This window comes from Lysinibacillus xylanilyticus, assembly GCF_001708185.1.
Classification (GTDB): Bacteria; Bacillota; Bacilli; order Bacillales_A; family Planococcaceae; genus Lysinibacillus; species Lysinibacillus xylanilyticus_A.
Window position 1 is genome coordinate 75,582 of sequence record NZ_MDDN01000001.1, and the last position, 19,018, is coordinate 94,599.

Sequence of the window (19,018 nt, forward strand, 5' to 3'; positions counted from 1 at the left end):
AAAGGAAGTGTTTCTAATTATGGTAAAACGTAATGATCCATGCCCATGCGGTAGCGGCAAAAAATATAAAAAATGTTGTGAAGGTAAACAGCAGGTTACAGTAGAAACTGTAGCAATCGAAGAATTAGAGCGTGTACTACAAACATTTTACTTAGAATACCCTGAACGCAAAGATGTTCGTGCCTATATCGAACATGTAGGCACATGGCAGCCTAAATTAGAGAGCGTACTACAAAGAGAGCTAATTGAAGCAATCGCGTTAGACGACTTCTTCTTCCATCAAGAGCCATCTATTTGGAAAGGTTACTTAAAGAAAACGAAGAAAAAAGCGGTAAGACCTTCTACGTTAAAAGTACTAGAAGGCTGGTCACAACCGAATTTATTTATTGGTTCGGTGTCAGTTGTAGAAGAAAAATATTTCAAGGCTATTCATGTGTTAACAAATGAAGAAATTTATATTCGTCGAGAAAATGACAAGCCAATTCCTGAAGGCATGCATGTTTTTGCATTCATTTTACCCGATGGTACAAAAAAATCAGAGTATTATTTAGCTGTTTCAACGCTGATTTTCTTCCCAGAAGATCATGCAAAAGTATTTGAGCAATTCAAGAAAAATTTTGAGGCTTCTGACAAGAAGGTTGGAGCGTTCTTAAAAGAAGAACATTTATCCTTCTGGGAGTTACTTGTTACAAATGGTTATAAAGGCGAGGAATTCACTAACTTTGAGAGCAATGTACTTACACAAGTTAAAGATTTCCTTGAGCAAAATGATCGTGAAACAGCTCCTATGTTAGAGCTTTTAGAGGACTATTTAATTGAAGGACAACCAGCTGCGCGTAAAGAGGCTGCCATTGCTGCTGGTGCGATTCGATATGGTCAGGAAAAAGAGTTGTTCGAGTCGCTATCAATGACAGTAAAAGAAATCGCAGCAACGTTTGATATTTCAGCTTCCTCTCTGACAAAATATTACCAAGACTTAAGTAACTATGTTGCAACTAAATAATGCATAAAAATAAAAAGACGCCGTACACCTTTTTACTTAAAGTGTACGGCTCTTTGTGTATAAACAGAAAAAAGCTACTTTTGTAATAAGTAAGGACCTATCACAAAGTAGCTTTTTCTATGGTAACCAACCAATTCCATTATTTCCGAACATATTGTTATTTATGCATTGTATTTAGTAAATATGATTATTTTTTATGCAAAAATAAAACTTTTATCACTATTATTTTAACGTACTCGATTTAGTACTTATGATTACTTTGTTAAAGCCTTTAAAATCCGCAGACATTTACCTACTATAAACCTTTAGAAGCTCTTCTCCTAGAAACTGTAGTCTCTCCCCTACTGAGCAAGCTTCAATACAGAAACGATGAGCTCCAGGCTTACCACGCTCTTTTCGTAATTGCTTTATCACTAGGCAATCAGCGCAATACGTATCATGCAGTTCATCAATATCTTTCATAACCGTCACTTTATCCATTTTGAACTCTTGCTCCTTTCACGTCCAAATTTCACTTCTTACTATTATGAAGTGAACGTTTTGATCAAGCAACTATTTTTTTTGTTGATCTTCATCTCATTAAGATATTGTGTAAAAACACTATTGATGTACAATTAAAGTAAAATCTAAATTAAAAAGTAGGGATTTTATGTTAGAAGTAAACATAGATGCCGCCAGTGCAGGAAATCCAGGCCCTAGTGGTATTGGAATATTTATTAAAGGAGAAGGCCAACATATACAAATCAGTGAGTATATAGGGCAAACCAATAACCATATTGCTGAGTTTACTGCCTTAGTACGTGGTCTTGAAGAAGCACAAAAAATCGGTTCAAACATTGTCTCAGTACGTTCTGATTCAAAAATTGTTGTAGCCTCTATGGAAAAAGAATATGTCAAAAATGAGGAATTTAAACCTTATCTTGAGCAGGCACTTACACTTGCACGTAGCTTCGATTTATTTTTCATCAAATGGGTTCCAGATACGCAAAATAAAGCTGCAGATGCACTTGCACGTAACGCAATTCAAAAAGGAAAAAAATAAACCACCTTATGAGGACTGTCCCTTGCCTACATCAAGTGTCAGTCCCTTCAATCCGTTCAGATACTTACTATCCCCCAATATGTTATTTTTAACTCTATTTTTTTATATGAACGAGTAATTTCAAAAAAATGTATTCAACCAATGAATGCTATAATGTGTAGTAATTTTCTAATTATTATCCGTATAAATTGTATCCTTAATGTTATTTTATTGACATATAACTGTAATATTACAATGTTAATATCATTTATATACCAATTGATAATCTTTAAAGTTTTTAGGAGGATACATATAATGAAAAAAAATAAAAAGTACCGATGGGGTTTGAAATTAGCTACATTGGCATTAAGTACATCTGTACTTTTTTCAACGATTGAAACAGCATCAGCGGCAACTTACACAGTAAAATCTGGTGATTCTTTATGGAAGATTGCTAATCAACAGGGTGTTTCTTATCAAACATTGATGAAATGGAATAACTTATCTTCTCCAACAATTCACGTTGGACAAAAGTTAAACCTCAATACCCCGGTGTCTACACCTAAACCAACAACTAACCCAGTACAAATTGCTAAACAATATGTAGGTGTTAAATACACATTCGGTGGAAATACACCGGGCACAGGTTTTGATTGTTCAGGCTATGTCACTTACGTTTTTAATAAAGCCGGTATTCCGACAGCTCGTAAAACAGCAGCAGGTTTTTACAATACATCTAAAAAAGTTAGCACACCTAAAGTGGGTGATTTAGTGTTTTTTGCCAATACATATAAAGCAGGTATCTCACATGTAGGCATTTATATTGGAAATAATCAAATGATTAATGCGAGTAATAGTGGTGTTAATATCGCCAGCATCAATAGCTCTTATTGGAAGAAGCACTTTGTTGGGTATGGTCGTATATAGTGAAAGAAAAAACAGTTGGCGTTTTGATCAATCTGATCTGACCCAACTGTTTTTTTATGCTTAAACGTGTACTACTTTTTTTGTTTTTATTTTGGCTAATCGTGCTAAATAAATGAAGAAAACAACGATCAGTAAACCTGCACCCGTTAGATAAACAGCAGAATAGCCCGCTTTCACTGCCACTATCCCTAACAAATAAGAACCGAGAGCAATCCCAAGATCAAACATCGTAAAGTACGTTGCAGTTGCATAACCACTGCGCGTGTGTACAGTAGATTGTACAGCTAGTGCTTGTAAGCTTGTCGTCACTGCTCCATAGCCAAATCCAATAAAAATGGCGGCAAATAAAAATAATGCCGGGCCTGAGACAAATGCGAGCATAACAAGCCCAATGGCAAAGGAAATAATACCAGGAATAATAACAAATTGCGGTCCTCTTGTATCATAAAGTTTGCCTGTATATGGACGTGTAATAAGCATAGCTGCTGCAAAAACTGCATAAAATAGACTCGCTACAGCCATTAGATCTTTTTGCTGTGCGTACACTGATAAAAACGATAATACACTCGCATATGAAAAAGCTACTAAACTAGCGATAGCAGCTACTGGAAGTGCTTTACGTTCCAATAAATCATCAAATTTAAAGGTCAATTTCCCTTGATATGCTGGCTTGGGTAAATCATCGGTATTCACCGTTACAGCTAGTATACCTCCTGCTAATATACAAATACTCATAACAATAAAAAGTACATTGAAGCTACTATATTGAATAAGCAGTAAGCCTATAAATGGCCCAATAACTACTGCTAAGTTAGTAGACATTGTAAAATAACCAAGGCCGGCACCTTTACGGTTTGCTGGCACAATATCTGCAGCTAAAGAGCCAGCTGCTGTTGTAATAATACTAAAGAAGATCCCCTGAATAAAACGTAAGCCTAGTAAAAATCCAAAAGGATGAATGAATAAATATAAAACCGTACATAAAAAATAGCCGGCAATCGAAATAACTAGAAGTTTTTTCTTCCCAAAGACATCTAATAGTTTACCTGAAAACGGACGAACGATAATGGCTGATAATAAAAATACCGACAGTAACAATCCAGCTTCCTTATCTGTTTGGTGCAGCTCACCTATCGCATATAGTGGTAAAGTCGTTACCAACCCATAGAAAACAAAAAATACCGAAATATTTGTTAAAAAGAGACTCATAAACCGTTTCGTCCAAATTTTTGTATTTTCTTCTTGTTGCATGTAATCAACCTTTCATTTTTTCCAGTAAAATCATAAATTGCTGCTGTTCCTCGACAGTCAATGTCCCTACCATTTCTTCTTCAAAAGCGAAAATGGTTTCAGTAATAGTTGGCAATTGTTCCTCTGCATATAGAGATAAGGCAACAATTTTTTCCCTCTTATCTTCACCATCCATTCTTAGTACCCATCCTAAAGACTCGAGTCGAGTAATTGCTCTTGTTATACTTGGTGCCTCCACATTTAAATACTTCCAGATTTGCGTTAACGTCATTGGACCGTGCTTATGTAAGCAGTATAAAATAGCCCATTGTGAGCTATACAAATTATGCTGTTTCAGTACTTCATTTAAAGAATTCGTTAAATAACGACTTTTTTGGAATAAAGCATGAAATATAGGATTCATTTTATCTCTCCTTAAATTTATTTACCTAGTTAAATAATTACTATACGCTTCATTTTTTTCAATGTAAAGTACGTTGTTTGAAGTTTTGATGAAGCATTTAGTGGCGATTATTCAAAGTCGTCAGGCTATCAGCAATCTTCATGCGGTTATCAGCTATTTTCTTGGCTTTATCAGCGATTTCTTCACTTTTATCAGCGACCCTCCTGGCTTTATCAGCGATTTCTTCACTTTTATCAGCGATCCTCCTGGCTTTATCAGCGATTTCTTCACTTTTATCAGCGATTCTCCTGGCTTTATCAGCGATTTCTTCACTTTTATCAGCGATCCTCCTGAGTCTATCAGCGATTTCTCTACTTCTATCAGCTTTTCAAAAATATCAGAAGGAAATTTTTTGAAAGTGTCGAATTAAGCTACTAGATTACAATAAAAGGGAGATGGAATCATGGGGAAAAAGGTTTTAATACTTGCAGGAGATGCCGTTGAGGCTTTAGAAATTTTTTATCCTTATTACCGTTGTCTAGAGGCGGGCTATGATGTGACGATTGCAGCACCATCAGCAAAGAAATTACAAACGGTACTACACGATTTTGTTGATGGAGTCGATACATACATCGAACGTACAGCATATGGCTTAGAAGCACACTCTTCATTTGCAGATGTAGATCCAGCACAATTTGACGGACTCATCATTCCTGGTGGGCGAGCGCCGGAATACATTCGTTTAAATGAGCATGTTCCAACACTAGTGAGCCATTTCTTTGAAACAAATAAACCAATTGCTGCTGTATGTCACGCAGCTCAAATTTTCGCGACCATTCCTGAGGTACTTAATGGACGTGAGCTAACGGCCTATATTGCCTGCAAGCCAGAAGTTCAAGTAGCAGGAGCAACGTATATTGATGCTAATCTTCATACAGATGGCAATTTAATTAGTGGTCATGCATGGCCAGACTTACCTGGATTAATGCGCGAATTTATTCAGAAGTTAGAGAGCTAACAGAAAGAGGATGCCATAGATTAGGCATCCTCTTCTATTATGAACTTGTTTCTTTAAATTCAATATTTACCACTTTGTTCGTATTCGTTACATATTTGATTCTTACATGTAGACCGAATTCTTTATCACTTTGTTTTAGCCAAAGCTTAAATTTTTCAATAGTGGACTCTTCATGAACCTCGCTTCCCACATGCAAATAATCTAGAATTTTTGCTTCAGGATATTTGGCCTGTGCCTCTTTTACCGCTAACTTTCCCCATTTAGCATACGCAGGCACTTCTTGCTGAGCATAAGTAATTGTTGGTACATGTAACAGCGCAGTAAGAAATACGAGAAAAGTTCCTAGTATTACAAAAAATTTTTGCAAATGTATCCACCTCTCGCACTCTTTTTGCATAAAGTCGTCAAAACAACAAATAATAAGTGCTCCCTAAGTATTCTTTACTTCAGAAGCAGTTTTCGTCATTATTGTTTTGGTTGTTGAGGATTATTATGAATCACTTGATTAAACTCTGCTGAGTATTCTTCACGATCATTTCTTTTATGTGTATCTTTTTTCTTTTTCTTTTTGAAACTTGTTTTCCCTTTCTTAGCCATTATCGACACCTCCAAAATTTAGATTAATTCTTTTTATTGGACTGCTGATTTTTCGCATGGTTCGTTTTATTATCTTTATTTTTCGCTTTCGCATCAAATTCTGCAGCGAATTCTTCATTTAGATTGTCATTCGGGTTATTGTTATTGCTATTTGATTGATCGAGGTCTATTTTTTTGTAGGTATCAAAAGGATTATGCGTTCTAACATTCATTGTTTTATTGTTATTTTTGTTGTTTTTATTGGTGTTTCTATTGCCCACGGATATTCACCTCCTAATTGTAATGTGCTCAGGATAGAACGATTTATGCTTTGGAGATTAGGGCAGACATTACCAAAAAAATGTACATCACCAATAAAATTAGCAATGTACATTTTTATTTGTCCTTTAGACAATTGTATATTCAGTTATATTAAGTAATGCACCAACTGCACCTGAAAAACCGTGGTCATTAATAAAGATCGGTGTATGTTTTTTTGTGCGTGTGTAATTAGCAATCACCCGTGCAAGATGATCATTATTGCTTAAGGTTGAGCCGATATACACGATATGTTGGGCATTTTTTTCCTCAGCATATTGAATACTAAGTGTAGTAATAACCTCACCGACAAGCCCTTGTACAGTGGCAATAATATCTTCAGCTGGGTGTTTGACAAACTCCGTAATACCGACTTTCCCAAAATTACTGGCAGTCAAATGTCCATCAATCGGTGTATCCATTCCTTGGTAAATATCCCTAACCAGTAAATCAATACCCTCTCGATTGCCCTTAGAAGCCATGTCTCGTATTTCATTATAATCCGTAATTCCCGTTGTAAGCGCTGACAATCCAATCAATGTTCCACCACCAACGCCTGTCCCACCAACACGAATATTCGTATTACCTTCCATATAATGAATCGAAGTACCCGTACCAATGTTCGTAATCATACTACGCTCGAAAAAGTATCCTTCTTTATGCAACAAAAATCGAACGCCCTTCAATGTAGCTTCAAATTCTACTATATAATGAATCGATTTCATTGTTTTAATGACATCCAGTAATTGTTCTGTACGCCCCCCCGTAACACCAATGTCCTCAATATCTGGATGATTAATAATCCAATTCTTAACAGCCAGCAAATCATTTGACGGAAAAGTTGTTAAAATAAGCTCATTATGCTCATCTAAATAAGCAATTTTTGTCAATGTGCCGCCTGCATCAATACCTATAGCCTTTGGCATACCATTCTCCTTTGAATTAACGTACAATCTCTATTTTCTGATGATGAGATATATACTAGATTTTGCTTTATTCAAGAGGCGTTTAAATACCAGTTGAATAAAGTTCATGTCTCCACAGATGTCACGGATTTTGCAAGGAGTTATTGTGCCTAAATCCGACATATTGTATTTAGTACTAAAAGCTAATCAACAGCTACAAATATTTTCTGCGCGAAAGCGAAGCGTCGGCTACAATTACTCGAAAAATGTAGTTGTATATTTGCTCTTCCTAAACTTTACCGCTGTTGAAATGATTGTGCAATAACTTAGCAAACTTTCATGAAAAAAACGCAAAAAATATCAAAATTTTTCTATTATTCACACGATTATCAACGCATTTTTATAACTTTAACATTATTCTACTAAAAAAACAAAAGAAGTGAAATGCACTGACATTCAATGCATTTTCACTTCTTTATCAATTAACGAGCTGAATAACCACCATCGATCACTAGTTCAGCACCAGTAATATAAGAAGCTTCATCTGATGCTAAGAACAATATAGCATTTGCAACTTCTTCTGGTTGCCCAAGTCTTCCCATTGGTGTAGCTCGTACTAGCCTATTCATTGTTTCTTTTGCTTCGGACAATTTTGCTGTCATTGGCGTTTCGATAACACCTGGGAAGACGGTATTTACACGGATATTGTAAGCTCCTAATTCAGTAGCGGCTGCTCGAGCGATTGCGCGTAATGATCCTTTCGAAGCTGTATAAGCATTTAAGCCCGCACCAATGATAGCTGTATATGAAGACGTATTAACAATTGAGCCTTTTCCAGCTTCTTTCATATATTTTGAAGTATGTTTAATGCCTAAGAATGGACCAAAAGCATTGATATTATGCATAATTGTCCAATCCGCTAGAGAAATTTGGTCTGGATCTTTTTCAGATGAAATACCTGCATTATTTATTAATATATCAATCCGCCCATACTTATCAGCCACTGCTTTCGTTACTTCTGCCCAGTTGTCATCCGAAGAAACATCTAATTTCATTCCCTCAACATTTTCTAGCTCAGAAATTTTTGCTAGGTTTTCTTCGTTAATGTCAGCCACAATTACAGTAGCCCCTTCTTTCGCAAACACTTTTGCCATAGCTGCGCCCATCCCGGATGCACCACCTGTAATAATTGCAATCTTGTTACTTAAACGTCCCATCAAAAAAACTCCTTCTCTTTACAAATACTACACCTAAAATAGTATAGCTTTAAATAGTTTACTATTAAACTATAATCTTTTATTTACACACTTTCAAATAATATGATTTAAAATTGAACAATCTATTTTATCTTTCGGCACTTTTACGATACGATATACTATAGATGTGTTACCATTTGAACGGAGGAATACAAGTGAAAGATCAAAAGAAACTTTATAAAGAAGCGATGCAAGTTTTAAAGGAAACAAGCCGCACTTTTTATATACCGATTACTTTTTTAAAAAATGATTTAAAATTGTCAGTGGCAGCCGCATATTTAGCAATGCGTGCTATAGATGAAATTGAAGATCATGAAGAGCTTTCAAACGATGTAAAATATGATTTACTAAATGCAACAAGCGAATTATTAAAAGATACATTTAATGTTGAAGCATACGAAGCATTATTAGCTCCTTATGCAGATCAGCTACCTGAGGTTTCACTTCGCTTAGCAGATTGGTTAACATTTTGCCCTGAAGGTTCACGTAAAATTGTCCAATCTTCAACGAGTGAAATGGCTTATGGAATGGGCAAGTGGGCTAAGGCAAATTGGCAAGTGCATACACGTGAGGATTTAGATGATTATACATACTATGTGGCAGGGCTTGTTGGGACAATGCTGTCCGAGCTTTGGGCGTGGGGTGCAGATATTCAAACTGATCGTGATTTAGCTATTGGCTATGGTCGAGGTCTCCAAGCAGTTAATATTTTACGTAATCAACATGAGGATATGGATGAACGTGGTGTGAGTTTTGTACCAGACGGCTGGACACGTGAGGATTTATTTGCTTACGCGGAGGAAAACCTTGCGAAAGCTGATCTTTATATGAAAGATATTAATAAGCGTACTGTACTATTATTTTGCAGACTTCCACTTGCACTTGCCCATAAAACATTAAAAGCAATGCAAGATGGTCGTGAAAAAATGTCACGTGCAGAGGTTGAGCAAACGGTTGAAGAGGTACAGGCTGACTAAAACTGTACTTGAACGCAACCCCCAGTATTGAGGTAATTCTCGTACTGGGGTTCATTGCTTTCATGGTAACAATAGGAAAACAGTTTAACTACCGTCTTCTTTCTCCTATCTTTTTAAAATAAAGGAAATGGTCCACCCGATTTTACTGTCACCGTGGCAATTATCTGGTAGCAATCCCCTAGACACCCCTGTCCCTTTTATAACAATTGGAAATTTGCGCTATGGTAAGACTTGCTGTTAGGCCACTTACGATCGTTTACGTGTTAATAAATTTTACTCCCCTCGATATAACATCCTCTTAACGAACTGAAGGACACTCCTCCAATCAAAAAAATCCAAAACCAAAATGGCTTTATCACTGTTTTCGAACGGGAACTTGAATTTCAAAGGTAATCTCATTTGGTTTATCCGAAATCGTGATATCTAGATGCATGATTTGCAATGCATCACCAGTAATTTCATAGTTGTTTGTTTTAAGATGATGAAGTATTTTTTTTAAACTTTCGCTGCGACTAGACAACAATTCTCCATTGTATCTGATACAGGCGAATAATCCCCCTGGAATTGTCAATTGATATGTATCTGGAATAACATCCTTATTCTTTGCGACAATAAAAATTGTAGAAGGTTCTTCAAAACGTTCCAATTTAAGATTCGTCTCTTCGATCATAATGCCCAGTCTATTGGTAGCTAGAATAGGTGTCTTATCTGTAAGCATATTCTCTAAATTCAACACACCATAACAGAGTTCAAAGTTATCATTAATTTTCTCATGCAGAGTAAGTAATCGCCTACTTTTCATTTCACGGAATATGACTTTCTGAAGTTCATTTTCTTTTTCCACCTGTTCCAAGTAGGCGATCTTTTCCCTGATATTTTCTTCCATCTCGTTCAATTCTTTCAGATTTGAAACGAGTTCTTCGTGTTTGGTTCTCATAATATCCAATGATTTACTGAAATTACGTTCATTAAGATATTCCTTTATTTCATCTGTAGTCATCCTAAGTTGCCTTAGTTCTTTTATGGTACCTAGAATTTCATATTGGAAAATGGAATAGTATCGATACCCTGAATGAGGATCGATAAATTGTGGCTTGAACAAGTCGATCCGGTCATAGTGGCGTAATGTCTCCGAAGTCACTCCTCGTAGTTTTGCCATTTGACCGATTGTCAGTTTTTCTTTCAATCAGCATACCTCCTACAAAATTTAAGGACTGCTACATTTTTTATAGTAGGAATTTAAAAACTCACCCAATCTAAAGTTGGCATACATACAACAAACTTCAAAAAACAAGTGATAAGTTGTATCCTCAATTATTTTCCTGTCTAATTCAATTCCTGCAAAACCTCATAGAACCCTTTTACAGGTGGATTGAATTTTCAGCGAGTCCCTAATTCAAAATATGCAATCTTTTCTGACTATTTGTCAAGTACAATTCCGATCCCCATCTCCGCTATTAGATAAAAGCCCAAGTAAAGCTTTCACGTTTTCATGGAAGTTCTTTCAATACTCAAAAGCGCTTCCAAACGGTTAAACAGCTATACTTTACTTCAGTTCAGCAACCATCGTGTTTTGCGTACTATTTTCCATTTTTGCTAGTCCTCTAGTCTCTTTCTCCTTTAATACATAGCTGAGCAAATCTAGCATGATGCGAGCCGCTACTTGCTGCGTTATACCGGTAGGATCATAAGGAGGCGCCACTTCGACTAAGTCGAATCCAATCACATCTCCCCGTTTTGCGATACCTTCCAATAATTCGTTTACTTCATCATAAAGAAGGCCGCCTGGGGAAGGAGTACCAGTCCCTGGTGCGATTGATGGATCCAATCCATCAATATCAATCGTCACATAATATCTTTCTCCTGCTGGGATTTGTTCTAGCACTTCTTCAATTCCCATTTTTCTCATTTGGCGTGGGGATAAAATGACGCTACCATAATCTCTTGCTGCATCAACATCCTCTTTCTTACTACTGCTAATACCACGAATACCTAATTGGAATATTTGCTGTACATGATCTAGCTCCGATAAACGGCGGATACAGTTCCCATGGCCATACCGCATTCCTGAGCGGTGATCCGCCCAATCTAGATGCGCATCAATCTGAATAACATGAAATGGACCCAATTCTTCCAGTCCTTTTCCTACTGCAGCCGTGATAGAATGATCTCCACCTAGCACTACTGGCATAGCTCCTTTAGAAACAATTTTGCGGATTGCCTCTTCTGTATTTTCATGACATTGCATGAGGTCTCCATGTACCATGTCGACATCGCCGCAATCCACTACTTTCCAATCTGGGCCGAGATACGTAATATCATTTTCGATGTCATACGCACCATCTAATCCAAAACTGTAAAGTGTTGAACCTTCCCTGATTCCCCGCGGTCCCATTCTGGCACCTGATTTCCATTGGGTACCCATGTCATTCGGAACCCCAATAACCGCTACATCGGCATCCAGCTGGTCCAAATCTGAGCAAATCGGATATTTCCCAAACGTACATATCCCTGTAAATGGTAAATTCAAAAATTGTTTCTCATCGCGACTAACCATATTATTTCCCCCTACTATTCTTGATCCTCACGTTATGTACACGGGAGCCCCCAGTGTATCGTGAGGTGATTAAGATGAATGTTGCATTTTCATCTCATAAGTAATTTGAAACAATTTCAAGTAGTCATCTTTCGATAATTTACGAGAATTTGTAATTGTACATAAATGTTTGAATGCCCCTTCAGCAAGGAATTCAAAATCTTCAGGGTCAACATTATCTAAATCTCGGAATTTTGGAATGCCAATTTTACTTGAGAGTTCATGTAGCAATACAACACCTTCTTGAGCAATTTCCTCTACAGTCTTCCCTTCCGCTTTCGCGCCAAGCTTCACAGCAACCGTCGCATGTTTTTCCGGATTGGAAGGAATATTATATTCAAATACATGAGGAAGGAAGATGGAATTTGCCACTCCATGTGGTGTGTCATATAGCCCTCCAAGCGGTTCAGCCATTGCATGCACCGCCCCCAGGTCGGCGTGCGTAAATGCCATACCTGCAATCAAACTTCCTACAAGCATATTTTGTCTTGCTTCTAAATTGTTGCCGTTTTCTACAGCGAGTGGAAGATACTTAGCAATAATTTCAATAGCATAAAGACTGAGTGCATCAGAAATCGGTTCAGCAATATTGCTCGTATAAGCTTCGATTGCATGCGTCAATGCATCCATTCCAGTAGCAGCCGTAATCGATTTAGGCAAAGTTAGGGTCAATTCAGGATCTACTATTGCTAGTTTCGGCGCTAATTTTATATCAAGGATTGCTTCTTTCTGTTTAGTGATTGTATCTGTGATGACAGATCCCGTCGTCACCTCACTACCTGTACCCGATGTGGTAGGGATACAAATAAGAGGTGTAATATCGCGCTCCAGCAGATTGAAACCATAGCGATCTTTAAGCTCCCCTTCATGTGTGAAAAGTACCCCAATTGCTTTAGCAGTGTCCATTGAACTTCCACCACCAAGGCCCAATAACAAGTCGATATTTTCGTCTTTGAATTTTTCGTAGGCTTTTACGCAGTCTACATCTTTCGGATTCGGAGTAATTTCATCATAAACAAGGAAAGAAACCCCTTCTTGTTCCAATGAATCTGTTACCCTTTTTATAATCCCTGTTTGTGCCAGCCCTTTATCCGTAATGATTAGTACTTTATTGCCGCCCAACTCTTTCGCTCTTTTCCCTACATTGTTTACTGTCCCGTTACCAAACTCAATAGAAGTCGGTAAATTGAAATTGAAATCCCAAATCATAAATCATTTCCCCTTTCCTTTTTTCATGATCTTACCTCAGCGAACTTCTTTCACGAGATGTTAATTTTCAAACCAATTCGTCGGACTAACTTCTAAATTGATATTGATTTGCTTCACTTCCGAAAATTCATCCAAACCGAACGTGCCTAACCCACGACCGAGTCCACTTTGCTTGTATCCTCCCCATGGAGCTTCGTTGTAAGCAAGATTGTATGCATTAATTGAAGTAATACCTGCTCTAATTTTTTTAATAACGCGTAAAGCTTTAGCCCCATCTTGAGAGAACACTCCAGCTGCAAGACCGTACGGCGTATCATTTGCAAGCTCGATAGCCTCCGCTTCATCTTTGAACTTTTGGACAACTAGCACAGGGCCGAATATTTCTTCTTGAACAATTCTCATGTCAGGCGTTGTATCTACAAAGATTGTCGGCTCAACAAAACAGCCATGTTCAAGCCCACCACTTGTAATCCGTTTACCGCCACAAACTAATTTTGCTCCTTCATCGATGCCGATTTGAATATAATCTAGCACTGAGTTCATATGATCTTCACCGACAAGGGCACCCATTTGAGTTGACGGATCATCACCACGACCTACACGAATTTTTTTCGCTTTACTAATCAGGCTTTCAACGAACTTGTCATGAATGCTTTCTTCAAGAAGTAAACGTGAACCTGAATTACATACTTGACCCGCGTTCATAAATATTCCAAAAAGCGCATAGTCGACTGCTGTTTCAAAATCTGCATCAGCGAAGACAATATTCGGCGATTTACCACCTAATTCGAGTGCAATTTTCTTAATATTTCCTGATGCTGCTTTCATAATTGATCTACCTACTGTTGTACTGCCAGTGAAGGAAACCATATCGACTTTATCGCTTTCAGCCAATTCATTACCGACAGTCGAACCTCCTCCGGTTACCAAATTCGCAACGCCCGCTGGAACCCCTACTTCTTCAAGAATTTCGAAGAGCTTAAAAGTAGTAATTGGTGTTAACTCTGATGGCTTGAACACAATCGTATTTCCTGCTGCAAGTGCAGGCGCAATTTTCCACGCTCCTGTCAATAATGGGAAATTCCAAGGTGCGATCAGACCACATACACCTACAGGCTCACGAACAATAAGCCCCTGTACTGGATCGGCAACTGGATATGTTTGACCGTTTGGTTTTGTGACAAGGCCACCATAATAACGGAAGCAACTCACAGCATCCCCAATATCGAACTCTGCTTCTTTAAGGGGCTTTCCTGTATTCAACATTTCAAGTTCACTCAGCTCTGATGCTTTTTCCTCAAGTTTATCTGCAATTTTGAATAAATAGGAGGCTCTTTCTGAAGCCGGCAAGTTTGACCAAATTCCTGAATCAAATGCATTTCGCGCTGCATCAATGGCATTTCGCGTTTCTTCTACACTTGCTCTCGGAGCCTCTGCAATCACTTCGTTATTCGCTGGATTGATAATATTACGTTTTTCCATGTTCACAGAATCCGACCATTCACCATTAATAAACATTTTCAAATCTAACATTTTCAAGTTTAGCATTCTAAAAACCCCCTAATTTATTATCCATATTTTATTAAATTCATATTTAGCCTCACCTATAAGTGGGAGGAATTGCATGACGTCTCTATTCCGATTAATTGTCAAAGAACTACATTCCCCAAAATAATCGTTTCGTCATATCATTTTCAAAGCTACGATCTTTCTTTTTTCCAAAAAAGCTGTACCCATTTTTCCAAATTCAGCCTTTTCGAATCGCCTCACCCCTTTCAATTGCCTTTCCTACCTGCGAAATAACACGATAATCATTCCATGTAAGCCTTTACATTTTTATGTCTTCTATAAGAACATTTTCAGGAATAATCTCCTTATCGAAACTGAATTCAGGCAATCCCTGTCTGAAAAACTTTGTCATATAAATTAAATACCCCATGCCAATTGCCATCCAGATGCCTCCAAGAATCAATGCATCCAACTCTAAGTGAGACCATAGCCAAAGCGTAAATCCTGCTCCAATTAGTGGCATAACCAGATAACGCATGTATTCGGTGAAAGTGGACCGCTTACGATTCCGAATAAAATAATGAGCAATGACAGACAAGTTAACGGACGCAAAGGCAATAAGTGCTCCAAAGTTAATAAACTTAATGACTTGGTCGAGTGTCAGCGCAATACCAAGTAATGAAATGATACCGATTACAATAATTCCTGTTGACGGTGTTTTATAACGTGAATGGATATGCCCAAACACTTTTTTAGGCAGTACAGAATCTCGCCCCATTGCATACAGTACACGAGATGCGCTTGTAGTCGCAGCAACACCGGAAGAGAAATTCCCTAAAATTACTGCTGTCACAAATAAAGATTGGAACATATTCCCGCCGACCATATAGACAACTTCCATAGCTGCAGAATCAGTGCTTTCAAAAGAAAAGCCCGGGTGAACCAATTGTGCCAAATAGGCTGATCCGATATAGATGACACCCATGATCAGCAACATGACGATAATCGCTCTTGGGATTGTTTTTTCAGGATTAATTGTTTCTTCAGACAACGTAGTAAGGGAGTCGAAGCCAAGAAAACTGAAACAAAGAATGGACGCTCCTGCCAAAATTACAGGCAAATCGATGTCTGCATTGAACAAAGGTTGGATAGAGAAAAGTGTACCTGCCCCTTCACCTGCCAATAAACTTTTGATGGTCAAAATCCAGAAGATGAAAACAAATATGACTTGTGCAATCACAAAAATCTTACCAGTGGATGCAGTGAACTTAACACCCAAGATACTAGGTATTACAATAGTTGCAGTTAAGAGGATAATCCACAGGGCGTGAGGGACTCCAGGGAACATGGCATGTAAAAAAACAGTAGACATTAAACAAGTGACCATTGGTGTTAACATATAATCCAACATGATTGTCCAACCGATAAGAAACCCAAGTTGTGGATTAATTGATTTTTGTGTGAATGTATAAGCAGAACCAGCAATTGGAAATGCTTTTGCCATCTTTCCATAACTAAATGCGGTGAACATGATTGCAAGAAAGGCGATGATATAAGCCCCCATGATGACACCTTGGGAAGTGACGGTTGCAATTCCATACGTATTGAAGAATACCATTGGATTATTCCATGCAATCCCTAAAAATACAACTTGAGACAAAGTCAGTGTTCGCATTAATGTTTGTCGTTTCATAATAGCTCCCCCGCCCTCTTATGTAATTCGAATCTTCTGAAGATTCTTTTTATTAATAATGAATATAAAGGTTTTTGTTACACAAAGGTCAATAGCTAGATTAAGATTTTCTTTAGTGGGAAAAACTCCTTATGATTACCGAAAATGCATCAATTTGGAGGGCTGTAAGTTAGGGCTCTAGCGAGATAAATTGATATAACATACCCGAGGAAGTTTTTCATGAGCACTACTGTCGATAGTAAAACGTCACCAAAAAATCCTTCATAATGAAATGCTCCCTTTTAATTAGACAGTGACTAACATTCACTTTTTTGAATGAAGAAAAAAATACTCCCCCTTAGATAAACAGATTTTTAATCTATCTACCTTAGGAGGAGTATCTCACTCACTGACTGAGTTTCATTGCTTATACGGTATCAATAAGTTTAACGATAATTTCATAACTAAAATAAATGGAAAGCATCGTTAACAACATAGACACTACCTTTTCAGCTTTACTACCCGTTTTTGTCGTAAATGGTAATCGTACCGAAATGGAAACTGGGAAAAACAGCTTAACACCCTTCTTCGTCCCCATATCAAGGAAAATATGACTTGCCATTCCTAATAATATACCTATTGAAATGGATTCGTAAGGTATAAATGTATGTAGTAGCATCACAACTAGAAATAAAAAAAGCACACTATGTGTAAAAGAACGATGTCCAAACAGCGTATTGACAATTTTTGAAATGATGGGAAACTTCCTCCCGATTTTGCTACCACCATGGCAAATATCTGGAAGTAATGCGCCGATAACGCCTGCTCCTACTAAAACAAGCGGATTATCATTAGAAACTTGTGCAAAGGCAAGGCTTGCAGTGATGCCTCCAATAATATGTGTATTCCCTTGCATAATTACCTCCAATTCTTATATCTCTATTTTTACCTTTCTTAATTTAACACATCCGACCTTAAAAGGGAACATATATTCCGAACATACACTCTCTTTTTTACAATCAATTGTTTAGATCAACAAAATATCAGAAACATTTCAGGTTCTTATTGTATATGTAGGATGATTAACGATAAAAATGAGTACTGGAGGTTATTTATGAAATCTATCAAAGGAATTTTGTTTATCATACTCACGATATGTAGTAGTACTTTACTATGGTATTTTGCTACACCTATAGAGCCTATACATGCCGTTAACAGGCTTAGTCACATCATCGGAGGCTTGGCCATCACAGGCTTCTTTCTTGTCTTTTTATTAGCAACAAGAATGAAAATCCTTGAGCGCTGGTTCCATGGTCTAGAGCGTCTATATTTTCATCATAAATGGTTAGCCATTTTTTCATTAGGATTAGTGATTTTACACGGACAATTACAAGATATGGTACCTGATTGGGATGAAGCACAAGAAACTCCGCTCAGCGAATTCGCCAAGGAGTTAGGGGAGCTAGGACAATATGGCTTTATTGCCCTTATCTTAATAGCGCTTTTTGCTAAATTTCTAAAATATGAACACTGGCGGGTCGTTCATCGATTCATGCTAATCCCTTATACATTCGGTATTTATCATGCCTATTTTTCAAGCAGATACGATTTATTCCAGCCGACACCTTTAGGAATTTTTACCGCACTCACAGCGACTATCGGATTTATGTCGGCGTTGTATATGTTGACGATGTATCAGGATATGTTTTTTAAATATAAAGGTAAAATTACAGGGATCAAAAAATTAGGCTCCAATGTTATTGAACTGGAGCTAACACTTGATAAAAAAATCCCCTATCAACATGGACAATTTATTTTTATTAAGATTTTTCAAGATGGCTTAGAAAAGGCACCTCATCCCTTTTCTATTTCAGGTAGTGATGGAAAAAAAGTATTTGTTACCATTAAAGGGCTTGGTGATTTCACAAAGAAAGTATTTCATTCAGTTCAACTGAATACGCCAGTCGCACTTGATGGTCCATATGGTCATTTAAACTTTGAAAAAGGGACACAACAACAAGTTTGGATAGCAGGTGGCATAGGCATCACCCCTTTTTTATCCTATTTGCAATCTCATCCCGCCGATCGTAACATTGAATTATTTTACACTTATCATGGTCAAGACAATGCGATCTATCAAGAATTTTTACAGGAGTATGCAAAAACTAACCAATATTTTAGCGTAAACTTTATTGATACCGCTCAAATGGACAGGCTTTCATTTGGAAATTTTTCGGTGCCAGCAAAGACAAGTATTTTTATGTGTGGCCCAGAAAAAATGGTGAAACGTTTTGCCAAGCAATTGAAGTCCTTCAATACAGGTGCAGACATTGAATATGAAGCCTTTAAAATTAGATGAAGAATTTAATTTTAAAGATGTAAGAGAACCCCTGAATTC

At 37.4% G+C, this 19,018-nt stretch carries 21 protein-coding genes; 7 read left to right on the forward strand and 14 right to left on the reverse strand.

Going from position 1 to position 19,018, the window contains the following annotated elements; all coding sequences use genetic code 11:
* Positions 1-19: 19 nt before the first annotated feature.
* Complete coding sequence (locus tag BFJ97_RS00380; protein ID WP_068982683.1) at positions 20-1,003, forward strand: SEC-C domain-containing protein; 984 nt, start codon at positions 20-22, stop codon at positions 1,001-1,003.
* A 288-nt stretch (positions 1,004-1,291) separates the two neighbouring features.
* Here BFJ97_RS00380 and BFJ97_RS00385 read toward each other — a convergent pair whose 3' ends face one another.
* Complete coding sequence (locus tag BFJ97_RS00385) at positions 1,292-1,483, reverse strand: zinc-finger domain-containing protein (protein ID WP_068982684.1); 192 nt, start codon at positions 1,481-1,483, stop codon at positions 1,292-1,294.
* 169 nt (positions 1,484-1,652) lie between these two features.
* On the opposite strand from BFJ97_RS00385, the gene BFJ97_RS00390 reads away from it, so the two are divergent.
* Positions 1,653-2,045: a ribonuclease HI family protein gene (locus tag BFJ97_RS00390; RefSeq protein WP_068982685.1), complete on the forward strand. Its 393-nt coding sequence runs from the start codon at positions 1,653-1,655 to the stop codon at positions 2,043-2,045.
* Between the two features lie 294 nt (positions 2,046-2,339).
* The gene (locus tag BFJ97_RS00395; RefSeq protein WP_068982686.1) at positions 2,340-2,951 is read left to right on the forward strand and encodes a C40 family peptidase; all 612 of its coding nucleotides are present in this window, start codon (positions 2,340-2,342) and stop codon (positions 2,949-2,951) included.
* A gap of 60 nt (positions 2,952-3,011) precedes the next feature.
* On the opposite strand, the gene BFJ97_RS00400 is transcribed toward BFJ97_RS00395, so the two are convergent.
* Together BFJ97_RS00400 and BFJ97_RS00405 are read right to left on the reverse strand one after the other, a co-directional pair.
* The gene (locus tag BFJ97_RS00400) at positions 3,012-4,202 is read right to left on the reverse strand and encodes an MFS transporter (RefSeq protein ID WP_068982687.1); all 1,191 of its coding nucleotides are present in this window, start codon (positions 4,200-4,202) and stop codon (positions 3,012-3,014) included.
* Between the two features lie 4 nt (positions 4,203-4,206).
* Entirely contained in the window at positions 4,207-4,605 is a 399-nt protein-coding gene (locus BFJ97_RS00405; RefSeq protein ID WP_068982688.1) for a MarR family winged helix-turn-helix transcriptional regulator, read from the reverse strand.
* Positions 4,606-4,693: 88 nt separating this feature from the next.
* Here BFJ97_RS00405 and BFJ97_RS23910 point away from each other — a divergent pair, with 88 nt between their 5' ends.
* Both BFJ97_RS23910 and BFJ97_RS00410 read left to right on the forward strand, forming a co-directional pair.
* Complete coding sequence (locus BFJ97_RS23910) at positions 4,694-5,014, forward strand: hypothetical protein (RefSeq protein WP_139114351.1); 321 nt, start codon at positions 4,694-4,696, stop codon at positions 5,012-5,014.
* A gap of 33 nt (positions 5,015-5,047) precedes the next feature.
* Positions 5,048-5,602: a DJ-1/PfpI family protein gene (locus BFJ97_RS00410; RefSeq protein WP_068982689.1), complete on the forward strand. Its 555-nt coding sequence runs from the start codon at positions 5,048-5,050 to the stop codon at positions 5,600-5,602.
* Between the two features lie 37 nt (positions 5,603-5,639).
* Here BFJ97_RS00410 and BFJ97_RS00415 read toward each other — a convergent pair whose 3' ends face one another.
* From BFJ97_RS00415 to BFJ97_RS00430, 5 genes are all read right to left on the reverse strand, one after another.
* On the reverse strand, positions 5,640-5,969 hold the full coding sequence (locus BFJ97_RS00415; RefSeq protein WP_068982690.1) for a DUF3889 domain-containing protein: 330 nt from the start codon (positions 5,967-5,969) through the stop codon (positions 5,640-5,642).
* A gap of 98 nt (positions 5,970-6,067) precedes the next feature.
* Positions 6,068-6,199: a hypothetical protein gene (locus tag BFJ97_RS25355; RefSeq protein WP_263297540.1), complete on the reverse strand. Its 132-nt coding sequence runs from the start codon at positions 6,197-6,199 to the stop codon at positions 6,068-6,070.
* A gap of 23 nt (positions 6,200-6,222) precedes the next feature.
* Positions 6,223-6,459 carry a hypothetical protein gene (locus BFJ97_RS00420; protein WP_375200374.1) on the reverse strand — a complete coding sequence of 79 codons (237 nt, stop codon included), beginning with the start codon at positions 6,457-6,459 and terminating at the stop codon, positions 6,223-6,225.
* Between the two features lie 126 nt (positions 6,460-6,585).
* Positions 6,586-7,422 carry a type II pantothenate kinase gene (gene coaW / locus BFJ97_RS00425; RefSeq protein ID WP_068982691.1) on the reverse strand — a complete coding sequence of 279 codons (837 nt, stop codon included), beginning with the start codon at positions 7,420-7,422 and terminating at the stop codon, positions 6,586-6,588.
* Positions 7,423-7,883: 461 nt separating this feature from the next.
* Complete coding sequence (locus BFJ97_RS00430) at positions 7,884-8,618, reverse strand: SDR family NAD(P)-dependent oxidoreductase (RefSeq protein ID WP_068982692.1); 735 nt, start codon at positions 8,616-8,618, stop codon at positions 7,884-7,886.
* 194 nt (positions 8,619-8,812) lie between these two features.
* On the opposite strand from BFJ97_RS00430, the gene BFJ97_RS00435 reads away from it, so the two are divergent.
* Positions 8,813-9,634: a squalene/phytoene synthase family protein gene (locus BFJ97_RS00435; RefSeq protein ID WP_254660087.1), complete on the forward strand. Its 822-nt coding sequence runs from the start codon at positions 8,813-8,815 to the stop codon at positions 9,632-9,634.
* 355 nt (positions 9,635-9,989) lie between these two features.
* Here the strand turns inward: BFJ97_RS00435 and BFJ97_RS00440 are convergent, their stop codons facing one another.
* From BFJ97_RS00440 to BFJ97_RS00465, 6 genes are all read right to left on the reverse strand, one after another.
* Positions 9,990-10,820: a MerR family transcriptional regulator gene (locus BFJ97_RS00440; protein WP_068982694.1), complete on the reverse strand. Its 831-nt coding sequence runs from the start codon at positions 10,818-10,820 to the stop codon at positions 9,990-9,992.
* 360 nt (positions 10,821-11,180) lie between these two features.
* On the reverse strand, positions 11,181-12,191 hold the full coding sequence (gene speB / locus BFJ97_RS00445) for an agmatinase (RefSeq protein WP_068982695.1): 1,011 nt from the start codon (positions 12,189-12,191) through the stop codon (positions 11,181-11,183).
* Between the two features lie 69 nt (positions 12,192-12,260).
* Positions 12,261-13,439 carry an iron-containing alcohol dehydrogenase gene (locus BFJ97_RS00450; protein WP_068982696.1) on the reverse strand — a complete coding sequence of 393 codons (1,179 nt, stop codon included), beginning with the start codon at positions 13,437-13,439 and terminating at the stop codon, positions 12,261-12,263.
* Between the two features lie 60 nt (positions 13,440-13,499).
* Positions 13,500-14,972 (reverse strand): aldehyde dehydrogenase family protein, encoded by a 1,473-nt coding sequence (locus tag BFJ97_RS00455; RefSeq protein ID WP_068983467.1) that lies wholly within the window; start codon positions 14,970-14,972, stop codon positions 13,500-13,502.
* 295 nt (positions 14,973-15,267) lie between these two features.
* A complete protein-coding gene (locus BFJ97_RS00460) occupies positions 15,268-16,641 on the reverse strand; it encodes an APC family permease (protein WP_068982697.1) in 1,374 nt (457 codons plus the stop codon).
* Positions 16,642-17,047: 406 nt separating this feature from the next.
* Positions 17,048-17,536 (reverse strand): metal-dependent hydrolase, encoded by a 489-nt coding sequence (locus BFJ97_RS00465; protein ID WP_068982698.1) that lies wholly within the window; start codon positions 17,534-17,536, stop codon positions 17,048-17,050.
* Between the two features lie 198 nt (positions 17,537-17,734).
* Between BFJ97_RS00465 and BFJ97_RS00470 the strand changes: the two genes are divergently transcribed.
* Positions 17,735-18,979, forward strand: a complete 1,245-nt coding sequence (locus tag BFJ97_RS00470) for a ferredoxin reductase family protein (protein ID WP_068982699.1) — start codon at positions 17,735-17,737, stop codon at positions 18,977-18,979.
* The last annotated feature ends 39 nt before the right edge of the window (positions 18,980-19,018 follow it).

Bases quoted from the DNA above. Each gene is read 5' to 3' on its own strand.
- BFJ97_RS00380 (WP_068982683.1), top strand. From the start codon at position 20: ATGGTAAAACGTAATGATCCATGCCCATGCGGTAGCGGCAAAAAATAT.
- BFJ97_RS00385 (WP_068982684.1), bottom strand. From the start codon at position 1,483: ATGGATAAAGTGACGGTTATGAAAGATATTGATGAACTGCATGATACG.
- BFJ97_RS00390 (WP_068982685.1), top strand. From the start codon at position 1,653: ATGTTAGAAGTAAACATAGATGCCGCCAGTGCAGGAAATCCAGGCCCT.
- BFJ97_RS00395 (WP_068982686.1), top strand. From the start codon at position 2,340: ATGAAAAAAAATAAAAAGTACCGATGGGGTTTGAAATTAGCTACATTG.
- BFJ97_RS00400 (WP_068982687.1), bottom strand. From the start codon at position 4,202: ATGCAACAAGAAGAAAATACAAAAATTTGGACGAAACGGTTTATGAGT.
- BFJ97_RS00405 (WP_068982688.1), bottom strand. From the start codon at position 4,605: ATGAATCCTATATTTCATGCTTTATTCCAAAAAAGTCGTTATTTAACG.
- BFJ97_RS23910 (WP_139114351.1), top strand. From the start codon at position 4,694: ATGAAGCATTTAGTGGCGATTATTCAAAGTCGTCAGGCTATCAGCAAT.
- BFJ97_RS00410 (WP_068982689.1), top strand. From the start codon at position 5,048: ATGGGGAAAAAGGTTTTAATACTTGCAGGAGATGCCGTTGAGGCTTTA.
- BFJ97_RS25355 (WP_263297540.1), bottom strand. From the start codon at position 6,199: ATGGCTAAGAAAGGGAAAACAAGTTTCAAAAAGAAAAAGAAAAAAGAT.
- coaW (WP_068982691.1), bottom strand. From the start codon at position 7,422: ATGCCAAAGGCTATAGGTATTGATGCAGGCGGCACATTGACAAAAATT.
- BFJ97_RS00430 (WP_068982692.1), bottom strand. From the start codon at position 8,618: ATGGGACGTTTAAGTAACAAGATTGCAATTATTACAGGTGGTGCATCC.
- speB (WP_068982695.1), bottom strand. From the start codon at position 12,191: ATGGTTAGTCGCGATGAGAAACAATTTTTGAATTTACCATTTACAGGG.
- BFJ97_RS00450 (WP_068982696.1), bottom strand. From the start codon at position 13,439: ATGATTTGGGATTTCAATTTCAATTTACCGACTTCTATTGAGTTTGGT.
- BFJ97_RS00455 (WP_068983467.1), bottom strand. From the start codon at position 14,972: ATGTTAGATTTGAAAATGTTTATTAATGGTGAATGGTCGGATTCTGTG.
- BFJ97_RS00460 (WP_068982697.1), bottom strand. From the start codon at position 16,641: ATGAAACGACAAACATTAATGCGAACACTGACTTTGTCTCAAGTTGTA.
- BFJ97_RS00465 (WP_068982698.1), bottom strand. From the start codon at position 17,536: ATGCAAGGGAATACACATATTATTGGAGGCATCACTGCAAGCCTTGCC.
- BFJ97_RS00470 (WP_068982699.1), top strand. From the start codon at position 17,735: ATGAAATCTATCAAAGGAATTTTGTTTATCATACTCACGATATGTAGT.